The sequence below is a fragment of the Psychrobacillus sp. L4 genome (genome assembly GCF_042944905.1).
Lineage (GTDB): Bacteria > Bacillota > Bacilli > Bacillales_A > Planococcaceae > Psychrobacillus.
Genome location: NZ_CP168496.1, coordinates 1,503,710 through 1,529,977, shown reverse-complemented (window position 1 = coordinate 1,529,977; position 26,268 = coordinate 1,503,710). Strand labels below are relative to the sequence as shown.

Genomic DNA, 26,268 nt, shown 5'->3' with positions numbered 1-26,268 from the left:
TATCATGTCAGCTTTCTTGTCAATTTGATGTCAGGTAAACTAACATAGGAAAAATAAATAAAAAAAACCACTTCCTTTTTAACTTGAAAGTGGCGTAATTGTTTATTTGTACAACGTTTGAACGGCTCCTAAAATAGCATATTTGACATGTTCATATGTCAAACCACCTTGAATAAAAGCAGTAAAAGGTGGACGGATTGGCCCATCTGCGGTTAATTCCATACTAGATCCTTGAATGAAGGTTCCTGCGGCCATAATAACATCATCCTCATAGCCTGGCATATAAGCAGGCTCTGGAGCAAATTGAGCATTTACAGGGGAATGTAGTTGAATTGCTTTACAAAATTGAATCATTTGTTCAGCTGTCTGAAACGAAACCGATTGAATCAGATCTGTTCTTTTCTCAGAAAAATGTGGTTCTGTTTTCATTCCTACTTCTTCTAAAACTGCAGAAGTAAAAATGGCCCCTTTTACAGCTTGCGAAACAATATGAGGAGCTAGGAAAAATCCTTGGTACATATCTAGTAACGTATTTAGTGAAGCACCAGCTTCCGCTCCAATTCCTGGGGATGTCATTCGGTATGCACATTTCGTCACAAATTCCGTTTTACCAGCTATATATCCTCCTGTTTTAGCAAGACCACCACCTGGATTTTTTATAAGTGAACCAGCCATCAAATCGACACCAACATTCGTAGGTTCTAGCTCTTCAACAAATTCTCCGTAGCAATTATCCACAAAAATGATTGCATCTTTTTTTATTGATCTAATTTTTTGCACCATGTCCTTAATTTGTTCTACTGTAAAAGACGGTCTGACTGCATACCCTTTCGAACGTTGTATAGCAATTACTTTCGTATTATCTTTTACTGCATTTTCTACCACTTCCCAGTCAACTGCCCCCGTTTCTAGCAAATCAACATGCTGATAACCTATACCAAAATCTGCTAATGACCCTGTATCTTCCCCACCACCGTCCACAATCGACTGAAGCGTATCATATGGTTTTCCTGTTATGTAAAGCAATTCATCATTCGGACGCAATACACCAAACAAACTAATCGAAATCGCATGTGTACCTGATATGATTTGGGGTCTGACAAGAGCCGCTTCTGCACCGAATGTTGTTGCATATACTTTTTCCAATGTATCCCGACCTTCGTCGTCATAGCCGTAGCCAGTTGAAGGATGAAAGTGATGGTCACTTACATGATGCGATTTAAATGCGGAAATTACTTTTTGTTGATTATAAAATGCTATTTTTTCTATATCTTTATGAAAGCTCGCAATTTTCGATTCCATATTTTCTGCAAACTCGACTACTTCTTTTGATAATGTTGTTATAAAATTCATGTCATTCTCTCCTGAAAGTTGTTTTCAATACAAATAGAAAAGACTAATTCCAAAGTGAAATTAGCCTTTCTCTTTTATTCTTAAAACTGTAATTCGCCTTCCCAATCCAACATTCCACCAACCACATTCGTTACACTAAAACCGTTTTCCTCTAGAATTTCGCAAGCCATTGCACTACGTCCTCCAGATCTACAAACAATATATTGTGGAGTAGACTTGTCAATTTGATCGAACTTAGACTCAATTTGACCTAAAGGGATATGTACTGCTCCTGGAATCATTCCATTTGCTACCTCTTCGCTTTCACGTACATCAATAATACTGAATTGTTCGCCAGCATCTAACTTTTGCAATAGTTCTTCAGTCATTATTAAATTCATCATTCAATCGCCACTTTCCATGTATATTCCTACAAATAGTAATAGGAACATTTCTATATGTCAATTATTAAATACTATTCTACATTAATATTGACTGCTTTAGATGGAGCGAAAGTTGAAATGGCATGCTTATAAATTAACTGTTGTTTACCTTCTGATTCAAGCAACACAGTAAAATTATCATACGATTTAATATACCCTTTTAACTGAAAGCCGTTTAATAAAAAGACGGTTACAAAAATATCACTTTTTCTTAATTGATTTAAAAAATTATCTTGAATATTTATTGGTTTCATCCCAATACCCCCATTATTCATTTTACATCGTAAAGAATCTTCCTTTACTACTATTCGCTCTTTTTAGTGAATCTCCTGCAAAATTGCATTAATTTCTTTCATAATTCTTTCTGTATCGGTAAATGGATTATACCAATTGATATCCATCTTATTTCGAAAATAAGTAAGTTGGCGTTTGGCGTACCTTCTAGAGTTTTGCTTTAAGTTATCAATTGCTTCCTCAAAAGTAAGATGCCCTTCCAAATAATCATAAATTTCTTTATACCCAATTGCTTGAATCGACTGGACATGTCGAATATTTTGATCATAAAGCTCGGTTACTTCTCGAAGTAATCCCTTTTCCAACATAATATCCACTCTTTTATTAATTCTTTCATAAAGAAGCGCTCGATCGATAGAAAGACCAATGATGTAATGAGGATAAACCTTTTCATTTCCTTGATTTTGTTCTATCTGATCTTTTCTTTTTCCGCTTAACTCTACCCTTTCGATCGCTCGCATAACTCTTTGCACATTATTCGGATGAATTTCAGCCGCAGCAATAGGATCTAACTTAGATAATCTTTCAAACAACACTTCTGATGACAATTGTTCCAATTCCTTCGACAAAGTACTATCTGTTTTCGGTTCTTCCGAAAACCTAAAATCGTATAATACTGATTGAATATAAAGCCCCGTTCCTCCAACAATAATTGGCACATGACCTCGCGAAGTAATTTCGTCTATTTTTTGTCGGACCATTTTTTGATATTCCGCTACCGAAAAACTATCTGTCGGATTTTTTATATCTAATAAATGATGGGGAACCCCTTCCATCTCTTCAAAATCAATTTTAGCGGTTCCAATGCATAATCCACGATACACTTGCATGGAATCGCCGTTAATAATTTCACCATTACAAGCTTTTGCTAATTCGATACTGAGCGCGGTTTTTCCGACAGCTGTCGGACCTACAATTGCTATTACGAATGGTTTTTCACACATTATTCATCAGCCATTTTGCAATTACTTCAAAAGTATCCAATTTATTTTTTTCCAATAAAATTTCATGCCTTGCTTGTTCTACTAATTGAACGGTTACATTTTCCATACCTGCATTCGTCAAACCTTTCGCTACTTTATATATGCCAGCTCCATTTTTACCTACTGGATCCTCCGCACCACTTACAAGAAGCACGGGTAAATCTTTTTTGATGCGGCCAATCTCTTCTGTTTTGTGAATTATTTTCATCCCATAAAACAGATCAACATAAAACTGATTAGACGGGATGAACCCACACATCGGATCGTCCATATATTTTTTTACTTCCGTTTTATCTGTATTTAACCAATCGAATGGTGAATGAGGCTGATTAATTTGTTTATTAAATCCTCCAAAAGCTATAGTATGGAGTAATTTACTTTCCGTTGTTGGTGTCTGAAATTTAGTAGCCATTTTCCCAATCATTGACCCCACTTCTCCAAGGACTCCTGGACTGTAGGAGGTGCCACAAATAACTACTTTCGAGAGAGATTCACTATATTTTTGCATATATCTCCGAGCAACAAACGAGCCCATACTATGTCCGAATAAAATAAGTGGTACCTCAATCATATCTTCCCGAACTTTAAGCAACACTTCTCGAACATCTTCTGTTACACGCTCAAATCCATTGGATTCAGCAAGATAGCCCTGTTGTCCATTTTTTTCAATCGTTCTGCCATGCCCTCTATGGTCGTGCCCACTTACTATATATCCTTCATCCACAAGAAAAAGAGCAAATTCATCATAACGTTCAATATGCTCCGCCATGCCATGTAGTAAATGTATATGTCCTATTGGAGATTGTTCAGGAGTATACTTCACTACATGAATGTGATGACCATCCGACATCTCTACTTCTAAAATTGATTTCAATACACGATTCAACTCCCTTCTAAAGTTGCCTGCATAAGAAGTTTAGCTAGTTGGTTTTTGAATTTCTCCGTTTCTTGTTCCGTGTAATTCAATAGATCTCTCATTACCTGTAATACTTCATGCATATACACTTTGTATTGCTCCACATTAAAATAAAGCATTCCGGTTCTTCGCACTAAAAAATCTACTGGTGTGTATGCCATTTCATCATGTATCGCATAGTAAATTTGGGCTAATACACCAAGTGGTAAACTGGAAGTAGAGGTTGTTTTTAATAGGTGTGCATATCGAAATATTTTATCTACATTTGATCCATAAAGTTTAGCTAATCGTCTTCCTTCTTCTAAAGATAAACCATAAGATTGTGCAAGTCTTTCTTTATTGGCTATAAAAGCTTGGAAATTCTTTGAACCACCGATGTCTCCACCTGAAAGTTCTAAATGCTTTGTCACACAAGGTCCAAAATTATAATCTCCTAGTTGTTTTGAAATAGCATTCACAATAGACTCAGCCATCTTACGATACCCGGTCAGTTTTCCTCCAGCTATTGTGAACAAACCAGAATTCGACTGCCATATTTCATCTTTTCGAGAGATTTCAGAAGGGTCTTTTCCTTCTTCATAAATAAGCGGACGAACACCTGCCCAAGTAGATTCCACATGTAGTTCGGTGACTTGAACATTTGGAAACATATCTTGTATCGCTTTTAGTAAGTATTGAACATCTTCTATTGTTGCAACAGGATTTTGTATGTCTCCTTCAAAAAAAGTATCCGTAGTGCCTACATAAGTTTTCCCTTCCCTTGGGATGGCAAATATCATACGTTTATCAGGCGCATTAAAATATAGCGCTTGTTGAAGAGGAAAAAATTGTTGATCGATTACTATATGAACGCCTTTTGTTAGTCTTAATTTTTTATTATTATCGATTGCATCAAGCGCTCGCACGGAATCTACCCATGGACCTGCTGCATTGACCACTTTTTTAGCGTGGATTGTAATCTTTTTTGTATTTAATTGGTCGATTACTTCTGCTCCAACAATATCATTATTGTCGTTGTAGACAAAAGACCTTACTTTTGCATAGTTTAAACATACTGCACCTTTTTCAATCGCTTTTTTTATAACTTCCATCGTCAGTCTAGCATCGTCTGTTCGATATTCTACGTAATAACCGCCGCCAAGAAGTCCTTTACTTTTTAATAACGGCTCTTTTTGTAGCGTTTCTTCAGCCGATAACATATGTCTCTTTTCTTCTTTTTTGACTCCTGCTAGCAAGTCATATACTTTTAAGCCAACAGAAGTGGTCATTGGACCAAATGTCCCCTTTTTATGAAAGGGAAGAAGCATCCATTCTGGTTCGGTCACATGTACAGCATTTTCATAGACAATTTCTCGTTCTTTCCCAACTTCAGCTACCATTTTGACTTCAAACTGCTTTAAATAGCGTAACCCTCCGTGCACTAACTTCGTCGATCTACTTGAAGTACCGGCTGCAAAGTCTTGCATTTCTACAAGGGCTACAGACATTCCTCTTGTAACGGCATCTAATGCAATACCAGCGCCTGTAATACCTCCACCAATTACTAATACATCGAATTCATAAAAATTTAATGTGTTAAATATTTGCTCACGTTCTACAGAAGATTTCATTTACTCACTCCTTGATAGTTTGAATACTCTTGTTGCTTCCACAGCTTTTTTCCAGCCTCTGTATAAGTCATTCCGTTTCACTTCATCCATTTTTGGTTCGTATTTTTTTTGACTTAGACGCATCGCTATAAGTTCTTGCTCATCTTGCCAAAAATTTGTTGCTAATCCTGCTAGGAATGCTGCTCCAAGTGCCGTTGTTTCATTTAACTTTGCAAGTTCTATTGGCAAGTTTAACAAATCACTCTGAAACTGCATGAGAAATTCATTACTTACTGCCCCACCATCTACTCGAAGCACTTCGGCGTATACTCCAGAGTCTTCTTCCATTGCCAGAAGTACATCCTTTGTTTGGTAAGCAAGCGATTCAAGTGTAGCTCGGATAAAATGCTCTTTCGTTGTCCCACGAGATAGGCCGAAAATAGCCCCCCTTGCATCGGAGTCCCAATAAGGGGTACCTAATCCAACAAAAGCCGGAACAATATAAACACCTTCTGTAGAGTCTACTCTTTTTGCATAGGTTTCAGACTCTGATGCATGTTGCACCATTCGAAGACCATCCCTTAACCATTGAATCGCAGACCCGGCTACAAATACGCTTCCTTCTAAAGCGTAGGTCACTTTTCCGTTCAGTCCCCAGGCAATCGTTGTTAATAATCCCGATGGAGATGAAACTGCGTCTTCTCCTGTATTAAGAAGCATAAAACACCCTGTACCATATGTGTTTTTAGCCATCCCTTTTTCAAAACAGCATTGACCAAAAAGAGCTGCTTGTTGATCTCCTACTGCTCCTGCAATACTAATTTCTTTCCCAAAAAACACAGATGAGTCTGTTTGTGCATACACTTCGGATGACGAAGCTACAACAGGCAGAATGTTCATAGGTATATCCAGTTTCTCACAGATTTCTTTATCCCAACATTGATCATATATGTTATAAAGCATCGTTCTGGAAGCATTCGAATAGTCTGTAACATGAGCTTTTCCATTCGATAACTTCCAGATAAGCCAAGTATCAATCGTGCCAAAAAGAAGCTCACCATTTTGTGCTTGTTCTCTTTCTCTATCTACGTGATCTAAAATCCATTTTACTTTCGTTGCTGAAAAATATGGGTCAAGCATTAGGCCTGTTTTATCTTTAAAAAAGGATTCAAGCTGTTCATCTTTTAATTGATCAATGATTTCTTGCGTTTGTCTTGATTGCCAGACAATGGCATGATAAACGGGTTTACCAGTTTTTTTGTTCCAAACAACGGTTGTTTCTCGTTGATTGGTAATGCCAATTGCATGCACATCTTCTGGTTGGTTTCCACTTTCCGTTAAAACTGCAGCAATAACAGACAAAACAGAGCCCCATATTTCATTCGCATCGTGTTCCACCCAGCCAGGTTTAGGAAAATATTGTGTAACCTCTTTTTGAGCAGAATGCACAATATTTCCTTGTTTATCAAATAATATTGCTCGTGAGCTTGTAGTTCCTTGATCAATTGATAAGATATATTTCCCCATATAAATCCCTCCTACATTACTCGTTTGAACATCTTTTCCACTTCATACGTAGTAAAATGAACGATTACTGGACGACCATGTGGACATGTTAATGGATGTTGCGCATTTTTTAAGCTTTCTAATAACTGCTCCATGTCTTTTGTTGTTAAATAATGATTCGCTTTGATGGATAATTTACAGCTCATCATTATCGCCGCGTCTTCTCTAAGCTTTTTAATATCCGCTTTTCGATTCGTTAATACTTGTTCGATTAATGCTTCAATAATTTTCGTTTCATTTCCTTTTGGAAACCAAGTCGGGTGCTCTCTAACGACAAAGCTAGATGAACCAAAGTCCTCCAAATAAACACCAATGCCCTCTAACTCTTCCAATGATTCTTTTATGCGGTATGATTCATCTAACGAATAGTGAAAAGTAAGTGGGAGTAATAACGCTTGTCGTTCACTAGCATTTACATCTCCTACTTTTTCTTTGTAGAATTCATATTTTATACGCTCTTGTGCCGCATGTTGATCAATTAAATAAAAGCCATCATCACTTTGTGCAACAATATATGTTCCATGTATTTGTCCTACGACATGTAAGTCTGGAAAAGGCTTTTTCTCTTCTATATACGTTTCTACCACAATTTCTTCTTGAAGAGGCTCTATCTCCTCATGAACAATCAATGGTTGTTCTGTTTCAACCTTTTTTGGAATTGTTTCTTGTTGTGGCGCTTGATACGTTTGTTTAAAAAAGTCAAACTGGACACTTGGTTGTTTTTTTACTTCTGGTTTTTCAGTCACTTTCGGTGGTTGTTGTACTTTATGAATAACGGAACGAATTGTGCGTCTTACAAGCTCCATTAATTCCTTTTCCTTACTTAATCTTATTTGATGCTTTGCAGGATGCACATTTACATCCGTGAGCATTGGATCCGTTTCGATATTCAATACTACAATTGGATATCTTCCTATTGGTAACAATGTATGATAAGCATCGACAATTGCATTGTTTAGGCCATAATGCTTAACCCAACGACCGTTTACAAGAATCGTCAGATAGTTTTTTGATGCACGCGTAATTTCCGGTAAAGAAGCATAACCCGTAATATGAAAATCGGCGGAATCACTTTCGAAACCAATCATTTTCTTTACATTAGATACTCCATATATAGAAGCAAGAACCTGCCTTAAATCTCCTCGCCCACTTGTTTGTATAATTGTTTGGTTATTATTCGACAGTTTAAATGCGATGGAAGGAAAACTTAAGGCCAATCGGTTAATTAAGTCAATGGAATGTCCCAACTCTGTTTGAATTGTTTTTAAATATTTTAATCGAGCTGGTGTATTAAAAAATAATTGCTTCACCACAATATCCGTACCTCTTCTAATAGAAGCCGGTGTGCAAGAAAGGACGCGTCCACCTTCCAGTTCTACTTTTGTCCCTACGTTTTCTCCATCCGACGTCCACAAACTAATTTTCGAAACGGAAGCAATACTTGCTAGTGCCTCTCCTCGAAATCCTAAAGATCGAATTCTAAAAAGATCATGTTCTGTTGTAATTTTTGAAGTAGCATGTCTTGAAAAGGATTGGACAGCGTCTTCCTCATCCATTCCTTTCCCATTATCTGTTACTTGTATTTTTGCTAATCCAGCCTCTTCTAGTATTATTTCTATAGATGTACTTTCTGCATCAATGGCATTTTCCACTAACTCTTTCACTACGGACGCGGGACGTTCTACTACCTCTCCCGCTGCAATTTTATTGGAAAGCAGTTCTTCCATGACGATGATTTGTCCCATTCTGTTCCCCTACTTTTTGGTTATTCTAATTCGTTTTGAAGCTCATATAATAACTGTAGTGCTCCCAATGGCGTGGTGCCGGAAATATTAATCTTTTTCAACTTTGTAAGTATTTTTTCGGATGATTTGTCTTCCATTATTTTAGATTCAGTTGATGGCGTTATTTGCTCGTCAAAAAAAGATAGTTGCGTTTCTTGAACTGCAGCACTCGATTTATCATTTTTTTCTTTCTGTTCAAATGTTGCTAAAATGTCTCTTGCTCTTGAAATGATCTCTTTAGGTAGTTGTGCAAGTTCAGCAACATGTATCCCATAACTTTTATCAGCTGGACCTTCTTTTAACTTATGAAGAAATACCACTTTTCCATCTTTTTCAGTAGCAGAGACATGTACATTTCGTAATTTAGACAATGTTTGGTCCAGGTCAGTTAACTCATGGTAATGAGTTGAAAATAAAGTATTTGCACCAATATGGTCATGAATATATTCCATCATCGATTGCGCTAAACTCATCCCATCATAAGTAGATGTTCCACGGCCAATTTCATCAAAAAGAAGCAAACTCTTACTTGTAGCATTGGTAATAGCATGTTGGGATTCCATCATCTCAATCATAAATGTACTTTGCCCGCCCGCTAGATCATCCGCTGCTCCAATTCGTGTGAATATTTTATCAACAATTGGTAATGATGCCGATTTAGCAGGAACATAACAACCAATTTGAGCCATAATTATGGTAATAGCGACTTGTCGCATAAAGGTACTTTTACCTGACATATTTGGACCAGTTATTAAGAGCATCTTTTTATCTTCAGTCAACACACAATCATTTGGCACATACAATTGATTATTCATCATTTTTTCAACAACTGGATGTCTTCCTTCTTTAATCTCCATCGCATTTGTTTCATGAAAATTTGGTTTTGTTAATCGATGCTTTTCAGATACTTGCGCAAATGATATGTAAACGTCTAACTCACTTATTTGTTTTGCTAATTTTTGTACAAGTGGAATATATGCTTTTATTTCTTCTCTTAATTGAGTAAATAATTCATATTCTAGTAATAAACTTTCATCTTCCGCGGAAAGGATAAGTGACTCTTTTTCTTTTAACTCGTCCGTAATATAACGTTCCGCATTCGCAAGCGTTTGTTTTCGAACATATCTCGTTTCATCTGCAAGGTGAATATTCGATTTCGTTAACTCAATATAATAACCGAATACCCGGTTATACCCTATTTTCAAATTTTTAGCACCAGTTAGTTCTCGTTCTTTTTGTTCCAGTTCAGCGATCCAATTTTTGCCGTTTACAGAAGCATCACGTAGTTGATCTAAACGAGGATTATATCCACTGTTTATCACTCCACCGTCTTTTACAGAAATAGGCGGATTTTCACTTATCGCTATATCTAACTTCCTCCAAATAGCTTGACAATCCTCTATTGCTTGTCCCAACGTTATGAGCGCATGATTATTGGAGTCTAATAAAAGCTGTTTTATCATAGGAATCATAGATAGAGATTGTCTTAGTTGCGCAAGATCTCTTCCTCCAGCACTTCCAAACCCAATTCTTCCAACTAATCGTTCTAAATCATATACTTCTTTAAATGCTTCTTTCATTTCTTCTCTAAGCATAAAGTCTTCTAAAAAGCTCGTTACTATTTCTAAACGCGATTCAATCGCTCGTTTATCTGCAAGTGGCTGATGAATCCATTGTTTCAGTTTTCGCCCTCCCATTGCAGTTACCGTTTCATCTAATAACCATAAGAGTGTTCCTTTTTGATCCCCATTACGAATGGAGGAAATAAGCTCTAAATTTCTTTTCGAATGATAATCAATGATCAAAAAAGAGTCTCTTCTTTGAAAAGTGAAAGGCTGAATATGTAGGAGAGAACGCTTTTGTGTTTTTTGAATGTATTGCAATAATCGTTTTACTGTTCGGTGTGTCTCTATCGGATGATTTTCAACATATTTTTCTGCTTCCTCCATATTTAACTCTTCTTGCTCAATTGATAAAGTAAATTCATGCAATGCCGATAAGTCATTAATCAATACATATAGCTGTTCACTTACAATCAATTCTTTTGCCTGTAGGGACAATAATTCCTGCACAATTTCTTTTTCATCGCCATTTAAAATAGTTGTAAAACCGTCTCCTGTCGATACATCTAGATAGGAAAACGCTACTTCCTTTGTGGAAAGTAAATCTGCAGAAGCAATAAAATAATTTGTTTTGTTATGCATTGTTTTTCCTTCTATTATCGTTCCGGGGGTTATCAAGCGTACTACTTCTCTTTTTACAACCCCTTTTGCAAGTTTTGGATCCTCTACTTGCTCACAAACAGCTACTTTATGTCCTTTGCTAATGAGGGATTCAATATAATTCTGGGCTGCATGATGTGGCACCCCGCACATGGGGATATTATCCTTCCTACTCGTTAATGTAATTTCTAAAATAGCTGATGCTTTTACTGCATCCTCATTAAATAACTCATAAAAATCTCCCAATCGGAAAAATAAAAACGCATCTATATATTCTTCTTTGATTTTCAGGTATTGTTGCATCATTGGAGTATGTGTTGTCATTTTCTATCCTTCTCTCTTCTATACTTCTCTATTTATTATAACAAAAGATAAAGAAAAAAAGCCGGAAATACTAGCCGGCTTTTAAAGTCAGGATGAAGAGTTATCATTTGAAGAACTAGATGAGCTGGAGGAACTAGATGAGCTTTCGTCTTTAAATGCCCATTCTTCTTCAAAATCCTGGTCTTGAACTTGAATACATATAGTTGTTTCCCCTACAACTTCTGCCAAAAGTTCACGTTCTACTGTTACTTGGAATTTAGTTCCACCCGATGTAATAATCGCTTCTGTACAATTTGGTTGCTGAATAACACGCACATGTACTTCTTCGCCAGTAGAATCTTTGTCACGGTAGTGTAATTTAATTCTGTCTTTGTAACTAATCGTTTCAGTAAAAACAGATGTTTTGGAATGGTCGTGATGTGCATACCAAACGTTTATATCAAATTTACCTGTTACTTCTACGTATTTCCCGTGCTTTTTCGACTGAAACGTATGGTTAATAACCCAACAACCTAAAATACTTGATGGCGTATTTGGTGGGCAAAGAACTTCACTTGATTCCGTTCTCTTTTTCCCTTTAGCAATAACAGCTTTCGTCACTATCTGTCTTAAATGTTTCATTTTTTTCCTCCTTGTATTCAAGTCATAACATCATATGCGCTATAAGCCCAATGGGTTCATATTATTTGTAAAGATAGATGATTGACCTTTCGGAAGTTTACAAATACACTTAATACATTAATAGAATAGCGAGGTATTAACATGCCATTTTTTGAAATGATTCAAGTGGAAGATCAACAACAAGCAGCTTCTCACGTGGTAAATAGGCTGGCAAATGCTTTAAATGAAAAGACACTGCATACATTAGGTTTAGCAACCGGAAGTACGATGATTCCAATTTATAAAAGTATCATCAATTCTTCATTAGATTTTTCACAAGTTACCGCTTTTAACTTGGATGAATATGTTGGATTAGCCCCAACTAATAAAAACAGCTATGCTTTTTTCATGAAGGAACATTTATTTTCAAAAAAGCCTTTTAAAGAAACGTATATTCAAAATGGACTTGCGGAAGATTTAGAATCGGAATGTACGAGATATGAAAATAAATTAACGGAATACGCATTAGATATTCAGTTTTTAGGTGTTGGGGAAAATGGCCATATTGCATTTAACGAGCCTGGCACTTCTTTTGACTCCACAACTCATGTAGCTAATCTAACAGATTCTACACTTGGAGTGAATAGTCAATACTTTGATGATCAGGAAGAAATACCTACTAGAGCATTTACAATGGGGATTGCTTCTATCATGAATGCGAAACAAATTATTTTACTGGCATTTGGAGAAAAGAAGCGACAAGCCATCGAAGCTTTACTTGGGGATGAAATTACAGAAAAGTTGCCAATTACTGTTTTAAAGAGACACCCGCATGTTACGGTTATTACAGATATAAAATAAGAAAAGTGGAAGGGTCTTTTAAGTGCATCTTGTCTTCACCATTTCCTGAGTGCTTTGGACGAAACATTGGCTACACTATTACTGTAGTAATTTAGCTCGTGAAGTGACTGAGTCACTTCACGAGCTATTTTTTTCGGTAATCTTGTGGCGGTTGTTTGTCCATCGCCCTCTTAAAGTAGGTAGAGACATGGTGCACTAGGTGTGGTTAATGAGAGAATAAATTCTTTCTTATTCTTTTAAAAGCGGACGAAGATGCAATTTCGTCCGCTCAGCGCTTCTTTAATAATGGATGCTATCTATTTTTCTCTAGTACCACCTTTTTTAATAGATGTATAATGCATCATAAACTTGTAACTTTAAGAGTAAAGTAAACTTAAGTAGTCGTTTATTTCAATCCTTATGTTACTTAATCTAGGAGATGCTCTATATAAGAGAGTCGCGATAAGAAAGAGCTACAAAACCCCATGAATACTGGATAGTCGATTATTTTAATAAGGTTCATATCTTTTACTTATCGAGAAACTCGGCTCTTAAAACATATACATCATCGTAGTCTTTTATCTCATGTAAGCGATTGTCTATATCTGAATAAAAATCATTTGTAAGCGAACTCATCCCTTGGCCATTAGAGTAACAAATACTCGCAAGAACCATTTTATCTGCTATCGGAATATGCTCCGATGGATTGCTACCCCAAGTACTTTTCATCGCTTTTGGTTTTATTAATTGTGTTCTGATAGTACTAAAGCCGTTATTATTATTAACACTTATATTAATAGTTGACTCTTTTTGCTCGGCAATCGTTGGAGAAGTTGAAAAAATAATCGTTCCGGTACCATCAATTTCCGTTAACATATTATTTAATTTTTCTTCTACCAGTTTTCCAAACTCGTATTTGTCCACCCACAAAGAGACTTGTTTATATTTTTTATCCGCCTTGTAATCAAAAACAAATGATTTATCACTTGTAGAAGACAAAAGAAATTTCTCTCTATCTGTTAGTTTTGCTTCAGAAACTGTATTGGTTAATTGAATTTCTTTATTACAAGCCCCTAAACAGATTATGAAAAAGCTAGAGAAATGACAAGCGATATTCTTTTCAATCAATCACTCCTCATATTATTAACTGAAATCATTGGCCAAATAGAAGACCAATTCTTTTTTCTTATTCGATCCTCGTATTTAGTCACCAACTCTTTAGTTGTTTGAAATCGAGGTGTGGGCTTTATTACCAGTTTAGTGACATCATTAATTCCATGCGGTGCAGTTAATAGTACTTTATCTTCTTCGTCTAATTTCACTCCTAATGCTGTTGCTGTCTCTGGAAAGTTTGCAATCCCGTCAACTGATGATGTATAGGAAGGTAAATTATTTATGACATGCATCCTTGCTTGATTTTTCACTGACCAAGGTATATTCGGCATCCATTCGATTAACTGTTTTTCTAAAGATTTTTCAATGGATTCCTCTACGTTTGTACAATCAAAATAGATTACATCAATATCGGGTAATGGAGTTCTATTTTCGAAACCATGAATCGTATCCCATATTTTCGAACGAACAAATCCTGCACAAATCCACCAATCAGGAAGTTTTAATGCTTTTGCTGCTTTTAATATTTCCATCATCCATTCATCTTCTTTGATTATTTTTATTATCTCTTTTTCACCTTGGATCTTCACCTAATACCCCCTTTTTTCAATTGTGTTGGAAATACTGCTTTCCAACCGACTATTATTCCAATTAGTAAGATCGTCATATACCCATATAATCCATAAGGTATTTTAGAAGCTATTATATGGACTAACACAAACATACCTATCACAACCATACTAGCTAGTACCTTGAATGTACTTGCATCTTGTGTATGATCATGGGAATTCGAAAATGGGTATACTTCTCCGTTTAACATCTTATAAGAAATAAGGCTTATGACAATTGCTACAAGCAATACAACAAACAAATCCGGTAAAATCCGAATAGAAAATAGCCAAACAAAAAGAATACTTAAGAGGACAAAAATTGGTAGAAAGAAATTAACCATACATGCTTTTAACGTAGCTCTATAAATGGATGCTTTGTTTTGAACTGGAGCAGCCAAAAATATCCAATGACCTTTGTAAGTACCAGAAAATTGGAGCATATGAACAACGGTTGGAATCATTATTAAGCTAAAATAAATGACCATATAAATATTTCCATTAACTACTTCATCAAATGACCGAAATCGTACCTCATTAAACAAAAAGATGAAAGGAAATATGAATGCAAATCCAAGTTGAGGGTAAATTTTTAATATTATTTCGCGTTCTTGCTTCATCATAAGCGAAGAAAAACGGTAGAAATTTTGTTCTTCCACAGTTCTACATAAAATTTTTGCCCATAACTTATCTATTTTTCTAGATTTCTTTTTCCTAGTAGTAGAATCACTTAGTAATTTTGCTAAATTTCGTTCAAAAGATGGCATTAGTCGAATATAAAGTAGGATAGCTATTATAGGAGCTAGGAATGCAAGGATCGATAAAAAAATGATGTGTGCTGAATAGTCCTTGTTTAAGAAAAGCTCAAATGGTGCTCCGTACCAAATAGGAGGCAATAATAAATGCCACCACTCAAATGTATACGAAATTTTAAGATTAAAAATTTCAAATGACCGTGCAACTAGTTGATAGCTAACCATTATGCCGATTGTTAAGAGAATTTGTACATAATTAATAATATCCTTCAATTTCTCTCCACTAAAAAAGCGTAATATAAATAAATAAACAAAAGCAGTTAATACGACAGCTAAGCAACTGGTCAGCACAATTTCTATCAAGAATATAAAGAAAAATCCAATTCCACCAGTAAATATACTGATTATTAATGGAATCCCTACAAAAGATCCTGTTAATAAAAAAATATAAATCAAAATATGAACTACTTAAGCCGCATTTAATGTTTTGGTGTTAATAGGTTTTGTATGCAAAATATTTTTATCTCGAATATCTAGTAACACCGCAGAGAAATCGGATATCATCGATGTCATTAATATAAAAATTAATAAACTAAACATAATGCTTATTAGAAAAATATATTGTTTTCCTAAAAAGAGAAAAGGAGTCAATAAGATAAGACCATATAACGCATACATCCACAAAAATTTCAAAAACTGATTACCTTCTTTTTTCACTTTCGACCCATTAAAAATGGTTGGCATTCTTCTACTATCCATTGTTAATTTCAACTGTATAATCTTTCTCATAATTTCATAATCAATGCCCGACTTCCAAAATAAACCTTTAAAACGGTCCAGTATACGAAGAGAATTAAAATCAATCATGAGCTGAATCCTCACTAACTATATCTACAATTTTTCCAGCAATTTCTGCATGTTGTGTAAACCCTGTTAACTGATTGAATATATTTTCAAGTGATCCCTCTTTGTTCTGCGTTTTTAAATCTTCGAAAGTGCCATCCGCAACTACTCTACCTTCTACTAGTAAAACAATTCGGTTACTAATCTTCTCAACAACATCCATAATATGAGAGGAATAAAAAATAGTCTTTCCTTGTAATGCAAGTTTTGCTAGTAACTCTTTAATAACCATCACACTATTTGCATCTAGACCACTTAAAGGTTCATCATAAAATAATAAATCTGGGTCGTGTAACAAGCTTGAAATTATTAGTACTTTTTGTTTCATCCCTTTTGAAAAAGAAGATAGACGCTGATGAAAAGATGCTTCTAGATTAAATTCTTTCATCAAATCCAACGCTTTTTTCTCGGCAACATCACTTTTTAAACCATAAAGTTCTCCAGTAAATGTTAAATATTCACATGCGGTTAAATTCTCATATAATTCGGCGGTTTCGGGTACGTACCCAATTCTTTTCTTGTAACTAATATCGCCATTTGAAATATCACTCCCGAAAATTTCAACTTTCCCGCTATAATCATTCAATAAACCAAGCATTAGTTTAACGGTAGTACTTTTACCCGCACCATTCGGACCAATATATCCAATAATTTGTCCCTTAAATACTTCTAAATTTACACCTTGTAACACTCTTTTATTTCCGTAACTTTTAGATACATCTATTAAGGACAACACCTTTTCCTCGTTCATGAAGCTACCTCCCCAAGTCGAATTATTTTATGAATTCTACCATTCCGTCTACAAGCCCTTTTGCTACTGCAAGTTAGGATTTGAATATGTGTCCATATTGCCTTTCATCTCGGATGGAGCATCTTTAAGGATATGGTTCATATTTTTTATTATTAATATAGAGATAGCTGTTACGAAACAATCTCCACGTTTTTTCAATTAGTCTATCTCCAGAATCTTTCTATTGAACTTTACTATCAAAAAGTGTTAGTCTTTCATAGTACTAAATATAAATGTTAGCTTAAGGAGAGAATTTTTTGTCAACAAAAACAGAAACAAGAAAAAAAAATACAATCTTATTAATACTCGGAATTATTTTCATATCTTCCACTCTTAGATCACCTCTTACTTCGGTAGGACCAATCATTTCTTATATAAAAGACGGACTAGCAATCTCAAATGTTTTAGCAGGCTTTATTACCACTATTCCGCTTCTTGCATTTGCTGTGATTTCTCCCTTTGCACCTAAAATTGCCCGTCGATTTGGAACGGAAATGACTTTGTTTCTTTCCATTCTATTGTTAATTGGTGGAATTATTATTCGTTCATTAGGAACTACAACTTTATTGCTTATTGGAACTGCATTAATTGGAATCGCAATTTCATTTGGTAATGTATTAATGCCAAGCTTAATTAAACTAAAATTTCCTTTACAAGTTGGTTTATTGACAGGAGTTTTTACTGTTTTCATGAATTTAACTGCTGGAATTGGTGCAGGAGTTAGTTATCCTATTGCGGAAGGCACTACTTTTGGTTGGCAAGGCGCACTTGGATGTTGGGTAATTTTAGCTATAATAGCAGTGATCGTTTGGATTCCACAAATTACAAAAAGAAAAGAAAACATGGAGATACAAAAAGTATCTTCAACCAACAAATCTAAGTCGATATTATATTCTCCCTTAACATGGACGATTACCTTATGTATGGGATTACAATCATTAATTTTTTATACTACTGCAGCATGGCTTCCTGAAATTTTGCAATCCGAAGGTATGAAAGCAGAACAATCTGGGTGGATGTTATCCATTATGCAATTTGCGCAGTTACCCATGACATTTCTGATCCCTATCATTGCAGGTCGTTTAAAAGATCAAAGAATACTTGTAGTACTTTATACGGCTTTGTATTTAATTGGTTTCATCGGATTATTATCTGGACCAGCTTCCCTAACTATTGTCTGGATGATTTTTCTCGGTTTAGCAGGAGGAGCATCATTTGGACTAGTCATGATGTTTTTTTCACTTCGCTCTCGAACACCAATCGAAGCAGCCGAGCTTTCTGGGACAGCACAATCTATTGGATACCTTTTGGCAGCAATCGGTCCTGTATTTTTCGGATTTATACATGATGAAACGGCAAGTTGGTTTATTCCGAAAATATTATTTATTGTCATCATTTTAGTTTTATTCGCTTCAGGTATGCAAGCAGGAAGAGATCGTTTTGTTTCTAAAGAAAACTAAGTAAAGCTCATGCTTCATTTTTTCCACTAATCTTGTGGCGGGAGTTTGTAGAAAATTTATATCTTCTGTCTGTAAAAAAGAGGAATCAGCAAATTTATATGCTGATTCCTCTTTTTAATATGGAGATGGCTGGTAAAAATAATTGGGAGTTTTCTTTTCATTATTATAGGGCTTGTGAAAAATATGCGTAGTTCCAGGTGATAAAGGAGGGATTAGCCAAGTCCAGTTTCCTGTAACATCACGTCCTGCGTCTATTTCATTTGCTTCAAACCTTTTAAATTGCTGGGCAGCAGTATGATGATCTACGATGCTTACTCCATCTTCCTTATAAGAAAATAATACCGCCGCATTTAACTCTACTAATGCGCGATCCTTCCAAAGTGAAGCATTGGATTTCGTGTTTAGCCCCATGATCTCCGCAATTGTGGGAAGCATATTATAGCGGTTATCATCTGCCAAGTTACGCGCACCTATTTCCGTTCCCATATACCATCCGTTGAATGGTGCTGTTGTATAAGTAATACCTCCAACTTCTAGTTTCATACTTGAAATTATTGGAACTGCATACCATTTTACTTGTAGCTCCTCAAACAACTTGTGTTCCGGGTGACGAATTGGCACTTCTAGAATATATTCTTTTGGAATCTCAAATAATTTAGGCTGATTATTCTTTGTTTGAATGACAAGTGGCAATACATCAAACCGTTCGTTATTACCTTTCCATCCAAGTTCCTGGCATTTTTTCGTAAATGCTATCGAATCTGGATCACCAATTATTCCTTTTTCCGTTTCATAGCCTGCATAGCGTATCAACTGATGGTTCCAGATGCGAATATCCTGAGGTGAAAATATAGTTATAGTCGGTCGAATTCTTCCTTCATTCGTCGCAAACTGTATATGCCCTAATAATGCTTGGAAGATTTCTTCCTCTGTATGTAAGTCTCGTTTATCAATAACGTTCAAACTTTGCCAAAATAACCGCCCTATACATTTATTACTATTACGCCATGCCATTTTAGCACCATATATAATCTCATCACTCGTTTGTTCATAACCTCCATATTTTATCATTTGACTCTCTATCTCAAGTAAACGAGACTGCATTTCCTGCTCTGATCGACCCGTTTCATCATAAAAAGTTCGTATGAAATCCTCTGCTTCTTTTAACATAACTGTCATCCCTCCTGCTACTTCTTCCATCATAGAAGAAATGGTTTAGAAGACACAAGTGCAATGAACTATGAAGTTGTGATGATTTTATGACATGACAGAAAGAGTGCCTACTTGTAGACACTCTTCTCAAGAAACTATACGAATAATTTTTTGTTTCGATATGCAATAATACTTACTACTGCCAATAATAATCCTGAAAGTATAAATACCACACGTACTCCTAGGAGATCTGCAAGTATTCCAATTACTAAAGAAGAAATTCCAAAAACTCCAGTCGCAACTGTTCCCATTGATGTATAAACAGTTACTAGTTTTTCAGGAGGAACACTTCTTTGAATAACCGTTCTTTGAGGAATATTTTTAAGCTGACTAAACAAACCAATACCAAACGACAAAATTAACGCTATTATAGGATGGCTAATTGTACCAAATAATATAGTTAAGATACTAGAGATTAAGACTCCCACGAAAATAAAAAGGTACTTATATTGATCAACAAGATGAGGGAATTTAATACAATATAGACTACCTATTAATAACCCAATAAAGAATGAACCATTTATAAGGCCCCACCATTGTTCTCCTACATGTAGTTCTTGCTCGACAAATACATAAACAATTGCAGCAATCCACACCGTTCCAGCAATAGTTTCTATAATGTCCATTTGAACTATTTTTTTCAGAACTGGAGTTGCTCCAATACTTTTCCACCCTCCAGTGAGCTGTTCCCAAAGTTTTTGTTTTTCTTTCTGGACATAATTCACGTGTTGAATGAAGGTCAGAAGTACACAGGACAGCATAAATAGTAAACTTACTATGCCTATTAATTGAAATGAGCTTATAACGAGCAATAAAAGACCACCGAAAAGCCAAGCTCCTATTTGTATCATTTGTGTAAGGGACTCTGCAATACTATTAGCTTTGATCAACTGTTCATCTTCTACATAGTACGGAATAAGCGTATGCAAAATAGGATTCGCACAGCCATCTAGAAATGCTATTCCAGCAATGATGAAAAAGATTAAATAATAGTTCATATCTTGTAAAAATAGCAACAGAAAAGAACCTAATCCAACCAGTAAAACGGTTTTTCCGATTTGAGATCCTAATAATACCGTTTTTAAGCGCCACTTACCAATTACTAAAGGTGTAATAATACTAGAAATGAACATTGCAGAAGTAATCGTAAATGGAACAATTGCAGCAACAGTTGCAGAGCCCGTTAACTTATATAAAATACTAATGATACCAACCACATAAAATACATCACCTAGATTAGCTAAAGATTGGCCAAGCATTAAGAAACGAAAACTTTTATTTAATTTCATTATAATCCCCCATTAATTCAAGATGTATATTGAATGTATTTTAGGGGATCAAATTGGACAATTCATTAAAAAACTCCTTTAACTTGAAGCAAGGTGAAGATCTTCGGGGGGATTTAAAAGTTTCTCCATTGACTTGCATATTAATTTATCCTCATTATAACACTTGGTTGCATTAAACCACACCATGGGCTTACTATACACATTTACAGTTAATTTAAAGACATCAAGAGCCTAAATACTAATAATACATAAGTTGGTAAGGACATCGATAATACTAGCCTATTTCTACTTTTACAGCTAAATTAATTAGTTGAACGTTTGTTAACAAATATTTAGTTATAACAATTTTACTAATTTTGCATTATCTTAAATCATTTAATACATTTCTGTACACTTGTAAGGATTGCAAAAAAAACATACATTTATCCATTAGATAAATGTACGTTTTACTAATTTCTTCCTATTACGAGCAACTACCTGGAGTGGAGTTTCTTACTTGTGATCCTGTTTCGCCTCTTAGTAAGTCGCCATCTGTTGCTTCAATAATTTGATTGGTAACATTGTTAGAGATCGAGTTGGCAACCATTTGTAGAAGACCGTTTACATCTCCTTGCGATTGCTTAAACTCTTGAACAATTGGTAGTTCGTCAATTTCTGCTTCGATTGCTTCAATTTTTCCTTCAATTAATTTTAATGCTTTTTCTTTCCCTAAATGTTGAAAGTTCACTGCTTGTTTTTGTAAGCTTTTTAGACTAGCAATTTTTTCGCGAACAGTTTGATTTTCATTGATTTGTGCTTCTGCACGCTTAAAGAAATCCACTTCTTCTGTGTTTGCAATCATTGTGGCAATTTCTCTTGCTTTTTCAATAATATCGTCTTTTGTATACTTTGTAGTCATTATATTCCCACCTTTTGCTCATTTGGTACTTCCACTAGTTCTCCAGTAAGTGACCATGTTTTTGCGTCCGTAATTTTCACTTGCACAAGTTGACCAACAATTTCTTTTGGTCCTTTAAAGTTTACTAGTTTACTTTTTCTTGTATATCCTGCTAGAACATCCGGATTATTCTTACTTTCTCCTTCTACTAACACTTCTACAATTTGTCCATCATGCTTTTTCATTGCTTCCGCAGACATGTCATTTACAAGTTTATTTAGTCGCTGTAATCGCTCTTTTTTCACTTCCATTGGAACATTATCTACCATTTTTGCAGCTGGAGTACCTTCCCTTGGAGAATAAATATACGTATACGCAATTTCGAAACCTACCTCTTTATATAAAGACATTGTTTCTTCGAATTGCTCATCTGTTTCATTTGGGAATCCTACAATAATGTCCGTTGTTAAGGATACATTTGGAATGGCAGCTTTAATTTTACGAACAAGCTCTAAATAATGTTCTCTTGAATATTTACGAGCCATTATTTTTAGTATTTCAGAAGAGCCAGACTGAACAGGTAAATGAATATGATCGACTAAGTTTCCGCCTTTTGCCAGTACTTCGATTAAATGATCATCGAAATCTCTTGGGTGGCTCGTCATGAAACGTATACGTGCTACATCGATTTTTCTAAGATCATCCATTAAATCGCCAAAGCGATAATCTAAATCTTCAAAGTCTTTTCCGTATGCATTTACGTTTTGACCAAGTAATGTCACTTCTTTATAGCCTTGCGCTGCAAGATGTCTAATTTCCTGAATAATATCTTCTGGTCGTCGACTACGTTCTTTTCCTCGTGTGTAAGGAACGATACAATATGTACAGAACTTATCACAACCATACATAATATTAACCCATGCTTTAATAGAACCTTTTCTCACTCGTGGCAAGTTTTCGATCACGTCGCCTTCTTTAGACCAAACTTCTACTACCATTTCTTTCGAAAGATATGCTTCATTTAAAATGTTAGGCAGACGATGAATATTATGGGTTCCAAAAATCATATCTACTTGGTTATATGTTTTTAGAATTTTATTGACGACAGACTCTTCTTGAGACATACATCCACATACACCAATTAAAACGTCTGGATTATTTTGCTTTAAATGCTTTAAATGACCCAGCTCTCCGAATACTTTATTTTCCGCATTTTCACGGATTGCACATGTGTTTAAAAGAATAACATTTGCATCGTCCACAGTATCTGTTGGTTCATATCCTAGTTGCATGAATATACCCGCCATTACTTCTGTGTCATGTTCATTCATTTGACAGCCATATGTGCGTATATAAAATTTGCGATTTTGACCCATCCCTCTAAACTCTTCGGCAATGGCAAAATCGTTATGGTAAGTAACTTCTTCTTTTCCTCGTTTTTTCGCTTCTTTTAAAGATGGAGGCGTGTATACTGCTTGAAAATATTTACTATAATCCTTCTCGGATTTTTTGTCCGGAGAATTAGGTTCTTTCACTTGACTACTAAGTAAACGTGATTCTTCGTTCATGAGAACGCTCCTTTCGTACATTCGTATAATAACACGAATATCCATCCTACTATTATACTGAATAGACTTCTATTGCTACAAGGTATTAACCTCAAAAGTTGTTAATTAGACATAAAAAGACCACCAATTTGCATCGGCAGTCTTATATATTACATAAAATCTTGCATTAAAACGTTAAATTCTTCTTCACTCATTTTTAAATTTTGATCAGCAAGTGGGTTTTCTGCATATCCAGGAACCTGTTCTTGATAAGATGGAGCATGTTCGTTTTGATAAATGATACCTGTTACAAGACCTTCTTTTTCCATTACTACTTGCATTGCTTCTTCCCGATTCGTATGATCATAACCTTCGATATTAGAAAGCTTCGTTAAATGTTCTTTAAACCAATCATACGTATTCACTTTGTTGTATGTTACACATGGACTAAACACATTAATAAATGAAAAACCTTTATGGTTAATCCCCGCTTCAATAATCGCAGTTAGTTCTTTAATATCGGATGAAAATCCTTGAGCAACAAACGTAGCACCAGAAGTGAGTGCTAATTCAAGCGGTTTAAGAGAAGGTTCAATTGCTCCACCTGGTGTAGATTTAGTTTTAAACCCCTCTGCCGAGCGAGGAGAAGTTTGCCCTTTAGTTAGTCCGTAAATTTGGTTATCCATTACGACATAGGTTATATCGATATTACGACGAATGGAATGAATCGTATGTCCAAGCCCTATGGCAAAACCGTCACCGTCTCCACCAGATGCGATGACGTGTAAATCTTTATTTGCCATTTTTAACCCTTGAGCAATCGGAAGTGCTCTCCCGTGAATCCCATGAAACCCATAAGAGTGAATATACCCTGAAATACGACCCGAACAGCCAATACCGGAGATTACAGCTAATTCATGAGGCTGAATGCCAACATTTGCAGCCGCACGTTGAATAGCTGCTTGAACAGAAAAGTCACCGCAACCTGGGCACCAGTTTGGTTTTACATTATTACGAAAATCTTTAAACGTTACCATTAGTTAAGCAACTCCTTTACTTGTTTTTCAAGCTGTAATGGTAAGAAAGGCGTTCCATCGTACTTCGTTACATTAATTACTTTATCATGACCGCCCACATTCATTTTTAATATGTTGGCAAGTTGGCCTGTAGCATTATTTTCAACTACGACTATTTTTTTTGCATTTGCTACTAGAGCTTCCATTTCTTTTACCGGGAATGGATGAATTAATCGAATATGTGCATGGTTCACTTTCACTCCTTGCGAAATAAGTGTCTGTTGTAATTCTTCTAACACGCCTCTTGTAGAGTTAAATCCAACCAATAAAATATCCGCTTCTTCGTAAGGAGTATTTACATAAACAGGTTCACTGAAATTGATATGCTTTAACTTACCTAAACGTTTGTCCATTTGTAATATACGATTTGTTGCAGCTTCAGAAGGTTTTCCTGTTTCATCATGTTCTACACCAGTTACGTGGTGGATTGCATGCTCCGTCCCTGGAAGTACTCGAGGTGAAACACCATCTTCTGTTACTTCATAACGTTTGAAATACGATTTATCTTCTGTCGGTGGAATTTCTTCGTTTTGAATTAATTTACCACGTCGAATTTCAATTTTAGAATAGTCAAATGGCTCCACTGTTTGTTTCCCAAGTGAAAGTTGTAGATCTGATAAGATAATTACAGGACATTGTAATTCTTCTGCAATATTAAATGCTTGAATCGTATCAAAAAAGGCTTCTTCGCCTGTACTAGGTGCAATAACAACTTTAGGAATTTCACCATGCGTACCGTAAATCATTTGCATTAAATCGGATTGTTCTTGTTTGGTTGGAAGGCCTGTTGATGGGCCACCACGCTGTGTATCGACAATTACAAGCGGTTGCTCTGTCATACCTGATAATCCAATTGCCTCCATCATTAGTGATAATCCTGGTCCTGCTGAAGCAGTAAATGCACGTACTCCACCGTAGTTTGAACCAATCGCCATCGTTGCGGCTGCAATCTCATCTTCTGTTTGAATAACCGCTCCACCAAATAACGGTAGCTTCTTAATCATGTATTCCATAATTTCAGATGCTGGCGTGATTGGATACGCTGCCATGAATCGAACACCCGCTGTTAATGCCCCAAGTGCAATCGCGTCATTTCCAATCATGAACATACGATGCTTACCGTCAGCAACAACAAGTTCCCATTCCCCTATACGATCGCCTAATTGCTCCGCCATAATTTCAAAACCTTGTTGAATTGCTTGCATATTTTTTTCTACTACTTCTGTTCCTTTTTTACCAAAAATCTCGTCTACTACTCCTTGGAACACTGCTTTATCTAAATTCAATAAAGCGGAAGTTGCTCCTATAGCTACCATGTTTTTCATTAAAGACGTACCAAGTTCTGCTGCAATTTCTGTAAAAGGTACAATGTACATTGGTGCAAGACAGTTTTCTGGTGAAACTGGTGAGAATTTAGCATCGGCTAAGATAACACTTTTTTCGGTAAGCTCTTTGTAATTAACATCTATTGTCTCTTGATCGAATGCTACAAGTATATCTAGATCATCCGGAATTGTACGAACTTGTGTTGGTCGTACGCAGATTTTATTATTCGTATGTCCACCTTTAATACGAGAAGAGAAATGACGATATCCGTAAAGGTAATACCCTAGGCGATTCATCGCCATTGAGAAAATCTCCCCAGTACTTTCGATACCCTCTCCTTGCTGCCCGCCTACTTTCCATGAAAGTTGTTGCAACATACTAACATCTCCTTACTATCTGGTTAAATGCTTTTTTCCTTC

24 protein-coding genes are annotated in these 26,268 nt (G+C 35.7%); 2 read left to right on the top strand and 22 right to left on the bottom strand.

Annotation, left to right across the window (positions count from 1 at the left end; all coding sequences use genetic code 11):
* Positions 1-102 precede the first annotated feature (102 nt).
* The 10 genes from ACEPXG_RS07110 to cotE form a co-directional block, all read right to left on the bottom strand.
* Positions 103-1,353: an aminotransferase class I/II-fold pyridoxal phosphate-dependent enzyme gene (locus ACEPXG_RS07110; RefSeq protein ID WP_391208819.1), complete on the bottom strand. Its 1,251-nt coding sequence runs from the start codon at positions 1,351-1,353 to the stop codon at positions 103-105.
* Positions 1,354-1,433: 80 nt separating this feature from the next.
* Positions 1,434-1,736, bottom strand: coding sequence for a rhodanese-like domain-containing protein (locus tag ACEPXG_RS07105; protein ID WP_391208817.1), 303 nt, complete (start codon positions 1,734-1,736; stop codon positions 1,434-1,436).
* Positions 1,737-1,807: 71 nt separating this feature from the next.
* Complete coding sequence (hfq, locus tag ACEPXG_RS07100) at positions 1,808-2,029, bottom strand: RNA chaperone Hfq (protein ID WP_391208815.1); 222 nt, start codon at positions 2,027-2,029, stop codon at positions 1,808-1,810.
* Between the two features lie 63 nt (positions 2,030-2,092).
* Complete coding sequence (gene miaA, locus ACEPXG_RS07095; protein ID WP_391208812.1) at positions 2,093-3,013, bottom strand: tRNA (adenosine(37)-N6)-dimethylallyltransferase MiaA; 921 nt, start codon at positions 3,011-3,013, stop codon at positions 2,093-2,095.
* Complete coding sequence (locus ACEPXG_RS07090; RefSeq protein WP_391208810.1) at positions 3,006-3,926, bottom strand: alpha/beta fold hydrolase; 921 nt, start codon at positions 3,924-3,926, stop codon at positions 3,006-3,008. The genes miaA and ACEPXG_RS07090 overlap by 8 nt, the downstream gene beginning before the upstream one ends.
* 8 nt (positions 3,927-3,934) lie before the next feature.
* Positions 3,935-5,578 (bottom strand): glycerol-3-phosphate dehydrogenase/oxidase, encoded by a 1,644-nt coding sequence (locus ACEPXG_RS07085; protein WP_391208808.1) that lies wholly within the window; start codon positions 5,576-5,578, stop codon positions 3,935-3,937.
* Positions 5,579-7,084: a glycerol kinase GlpK gene (glpK, locus tag ACEPXG_RS07080; RefSeq protein ID WP_391208806.1), complete on the bottom strand. Its 1,506-nt coding sequence runs from the start codon at positions 7,082-7,084 to the stop codon at positions 5,579-5,581. It abuts the gene before it with no gap.
* An 11-nt stretch (positions 7,085-7,095) separates the two neighbouring features.
* Positions 7,096-8,868 carry a DNA mismatch repair endonuclease MutL gene (gene mutL, locus ACEPXG_RS07075; RefSeq protein WP_391208804.1) on the bottom strand — a complete coding sequence of 591 codons (1,773 nt, stop codon included), beginning with the start codon at positions 8,866-8,868 and terminating at the stop codon, positions 7,096-7,098.
* Between the two features lie 20 nt (positions 8,869-8,888).
* Positions 8,889-11,453 (bottom strand): DNA mismatch repair protein MutS, encoded by a 2,565-nt coding sequence (mutS, locus tag ACEPXG_RS07070; RefSeq protein WP_391208802.1) that lies wholly within the window; start codon positions 11,451-11,453, stop codon positions 8,889-8,891.
* An 87-nt stretch (positions 11,454-11,540) separates the two neighbouring features.
* Complete coding sequence (cotE, locus tag ACEPXG_RS07065; RefSeq protein WP_391208800.1) at positions 11,541-12,074, bottom strand: outer spore coat protein CotE; 534 nt, start codon at positions 12,072-12,074, stop codon at positions 11,541-11,543.
* Positions 12,075-12,215: 141 nt separating this feature from the next.
* On the opposite strand from cotE, the gene ACEPXG_RS07060 reads away from it, so the two are divergent.
* Positions 12,216-12,914, top strand: coding sequence for a glucosamine-6-phosphate deaminase (locus ACEPXG_RS07060; protein ID WP_391208798.1), 699 nt, complete (start codon positions 12,216-12,218; stop codon positions 12,912-12,914).
* Positions 12,915-13,421: 507 nt separating this feature from the next.
* Here the strand turns inward: ACEPXG_RS07060 and ACEPXG_RS07055 are convergent.
* The 6 genes from ACEPXG_RS07055 to ACEPXG_RS07030 form a co-directional block, all read right to left on the bottom strand.
* Positions 13,422-14,021, bottom strand: coding sequence for a hypothetical protein (locus ACEPXG_RS07055; RefSeq protein ID WP_391208796.1), 600 nt, complete (start codon positions 14,019-14,021; stop codon positions 13,422-13,424).
* On the bottom strand, positions 14,018-14,596 hold the full coding sequence (locus ACEPXG_RS07050; protein WP_391208794.1) for a nucleotidyltransferase family protein: 579 nt from the start codon (positions 14,594-14,596) through the stop codon (positions 14,018-14,020). The genes ACEPXG_RS07055 and ACEPXG_RS07050 overlap by 4 nt, the downstream gene beginning before the upstream one ends.
* Positions 14,593-15,825: a hypothetical protein gene (locus tag ACEPXG_RS07045; protein WP_391208791.1), complete on the bottom strand. Its 1,233-nt coding sequence runs from the start codon at positions 15,823-15,825 to the stop codon at positions 14,593-14,595. Before ACEPXG_RS07045 ends, ACEPXG_RS07050 begins: the two co-directional genes overlap by 4 nt.
* A gap of 12 nt (positions 15,826-15,837) precedes the next feature.
* Complete coding sequence (locus tag ACEPXG_RS07040; RefSeq protein ID WP_391208789.1) at positions 15,838-16,236, bottom strand: hypothetical protein; 399 nt, start codon at positions 16,234-16,236, stop codon at positions 15,838-15,840.
* Complete coding sequence (locus ACEPXG_RS07035; RefSeq protein WP_391208787.1) at positions 16,229-17,023, bottom strand: ABC transporter ATP-binding protein; 795 nt, start codon at positions 17,021-17,023, stop codon at positions 16,229-16,231. The genes ACEPXG_RS07040 and ACEPXG_RS07035 overlap by 8 nt, the downstream gene beginning before the upstream one ends.
* A gap of 63 nt (positions 17,024-17,086) precedes the next feature.
* A complete protein-coding gene (locus ACEPXG_RS07030) occupies positions 17,087-17,221 on the bottom strand; it encodes a hypothetical protein (protein WP_391208785.1) in 135 nt (44 codons plus the stop codon).
* 98 nt (positions 17,222-17,319) lie between these two features.
* Here ACEPXG_RS07030 and ACEPXG_RS07025 point away from each other — a divergent pair, with 98 nt between their 5' ends.
* Positions 17,320-18,522 carry a CynX/NimT family MFS transporter gene (locus ACEPXG_RS07025; RefSeq protein ID WP_391208783.1) on the top strand — a complete coding sequence of 401 codons (1,203 nt, stop codon included), beginning with the start codon at positions 17,320-17,322 and terminating at the stop codon, positions 18,520-18,522.
* Positions 18,523-18,636: 114 nt separating this feature from the next.
* Here the strand turns inward: ACEPXG_RS07025 and ACEPXG_RS07020 are convergent, their stop codons facing one another.
* From ACEPXG_RS07020 to ACEPXG_RS06995, 6 genes are all read right to left on the bottom strand, one after another.
* Positions 18,637-19,701, bottom strand: a complete 1,065-nt coding sequence (locus tag ACEPXG_RS07020) for a nitric oxide synthase oxygenase (RefSeq protein ID WP_391208781.1) — start codon at positions 19,699-19,701, stop codon at positions 18,637-18,639.
* 128 nt (positions 19,702-19,829) lie between these two features.
* The gene (locus ACEPXG_RS07015; protein ID WP_391208779.1) at positions 19,830-21,023 is read right to left on the bottom strand and encodes an MFS transporter; all 1,194 of its coding nucleotides are present in this window, start codon (positions 21,021-21,023) and stop codon (positions 19,830-19,832) included.
* 463 nt (positions 21,024-21,486) lie between these two features.
* Entirely contained in the window at positions 21,487-21,921 is a 435-nt protein-coding gene (locus tag ACEPXG_RS07010) for a RicAFT regulatory complex protein RicA family protein (protein ID WP_391208777.1), read from the bottom strand.
* Positions 21,921-23,468 (bottom strand): tRNA (N6-isopentenyl adenosine(37)-C2)-methylthiotransferase MiaB, encoded by a 1,548-nt coding sequence (miaB, locus tag ACEPXG_RS07005; protein WP_391208775.1) that lies wholly within the window; start codon positions 23,466-23,468, stop codon positions 21,921-21,923. The genes ACEPXG_RS07010 and miaB overlap by 1 nt, the downstream gene beginning before the upstream one ends.
* A gap of 149 nt (positions 23,469-23,617) precedes the next feature.
* Complete coding sequence (locus ACEPXG_RS07000; protein ID WP_391208772.1) at positions 23,618-24,484, bottom strand: 2-oxoacid:ferredoxin oxidoreductase subunit beta; 867 nt, start codon at positions 24,482-24,484, stop codon at positions 23,618-23,620.
* Complete coding sequence (locus ACEPXG_RS06995; protein ID WP_391208770.1) at positions 24,484-26,226, bottom strand: 2-oxoacid:acceptor oxidoreductase subunit alpha; 1,743 nt, start codon at positions 26,224-26,226, stop codon at positions 24,484-24,486. The genes ACEPXG_RS07000 and ACEPXG_RS06995 overlap by 1 nt, the downstream gene beginning before the upstream one ends.
* Between the last annotated feature and the right edge of the window lie 42 nt (positions 26,227-26,268).

Bases quoted from the DNA above. Each gene is read 5' to 3' on its own strand.
- ACEPXG_RS07110 (WP_391208819.1), bottom strand. From the start codon at position 1,353: ATGAATTTTATAACAACATTATCAAAAGAAGTAGTCGAGTTTGCAGAA.
- ACEPXG_RS07105 (WP_391208817.1), bottom strand. From the start codon at position 1,736: ATGATGAATTTAATAATGACTGAAGAACTATTGCAAAAGTTAGATGCT.
- hfq (WP_391208815.1), bottom strand. From the start codon at position 2,029: ATGAAACCAATAAATATTCAAGATAATTTTTTAAATCAATTAAGAAAA.
- miaA (WP_391208812.1), bottom strand. From the start codon at position 3,013: ATGTGTGAAAAACCATTCGTAATAGCAATTGTAGGTCCGACAGCTGTC.
- ACEPXG_RS07085 (WP_391208808.1), bottom strand. From the start codon at position 5,578: ATGAAATCTTCTGTAGAACGTGAGCAAATATTTAACACATTAAATTTT.
- glpK (WP_391208806.1), bottom strand. From the start codon at position 7,084: ATGGGGAAATATATCTTATCAATTGATCAAGGAACTACAAGCTCACGA.
- mutL (WP_391208804.1), bottom strand. From the start codon at position 8,868: ATGGGACAAATCATCGTCATGGAAGAACTGCTTTCCAATAAAATTGCA.
- mutS (WP_391208802.1), bottom strand. From the start codon at position 11,453: ATGACAACACATACTCCAATGATGCAACAATACCTGAAAATCAAAGAA.
- cotE (WP_391208800.1), bottom strand. From the start codon at position 12,074: ATGAAACATTTAAGACAGATAGTGACGAAAGCTGTTATTGCTAAAGGG.
- ACEPXG_RS07060 (WP_391208798.1), top strand. From the start codon at position 12,216: ATGCCATTTTTTGAAATGATTCAAGTGGAAGATCAACAACAAGCAGCT.
- ACEPXG_RS07040 (WP_391208789.1), bottom strand. From the start codon at position 16,236: ATGATTGATTTTAATTCTCTTCGTATACTGGACCGTTTTAAAGGTTTA.
- ACEPXG_RS07035 (WP_391208787.1), bottom strand. From the start codon at position 17,023: ATGAACGAGGAAAAGGTGTTGTCCTTAATAGATGTATCTAAAAGTTAC.
- ACEPXG_RS07020 (WP_391208781.1), bottom strand. From the start codon at position 19,701: ATGACAGTTATGTTAAAAGAAGCAGAGGATTTCATACGAACTTTTTAT.
- ACEPXG_RS07015 (WP_391208779.1), bottom strand. From the start codon at position 21,023: ATGAAATTAAATAAAAGTTTTCGTTTCTTAATGCTTGGCCAATCTTTA.
- ACEPXG_RS07010 (WP_391208777.1), bottom strand. From the start codon at position 21,921: ATGACTACAAAGTATACAAAAGACGATATTATTGAAAAAGCAAGAGAA.
- miaB (WP_391208775.1), bottom strand. From the start codon at position 23,468: ATGAACGAAGAATCACGTTTACTTAGTAGTCAAGTGAAAGAACCTAAT.
- ACEPXG_RS07000 (WP_391208772.1), bottom strand. From the start codon at position 24,484: ATGGTAACGTTTAAAGATTTTCGTAATAATGTAAAACCAAACTGGTGC.
- ACEPXG_RS06995 (WP_391208770.1), bottom strand. From the start codon at position 26,226: ATGTTGCAACAACTTTCATGGAAAGTAGGCGGGCAGCAAGGAGAGGGT.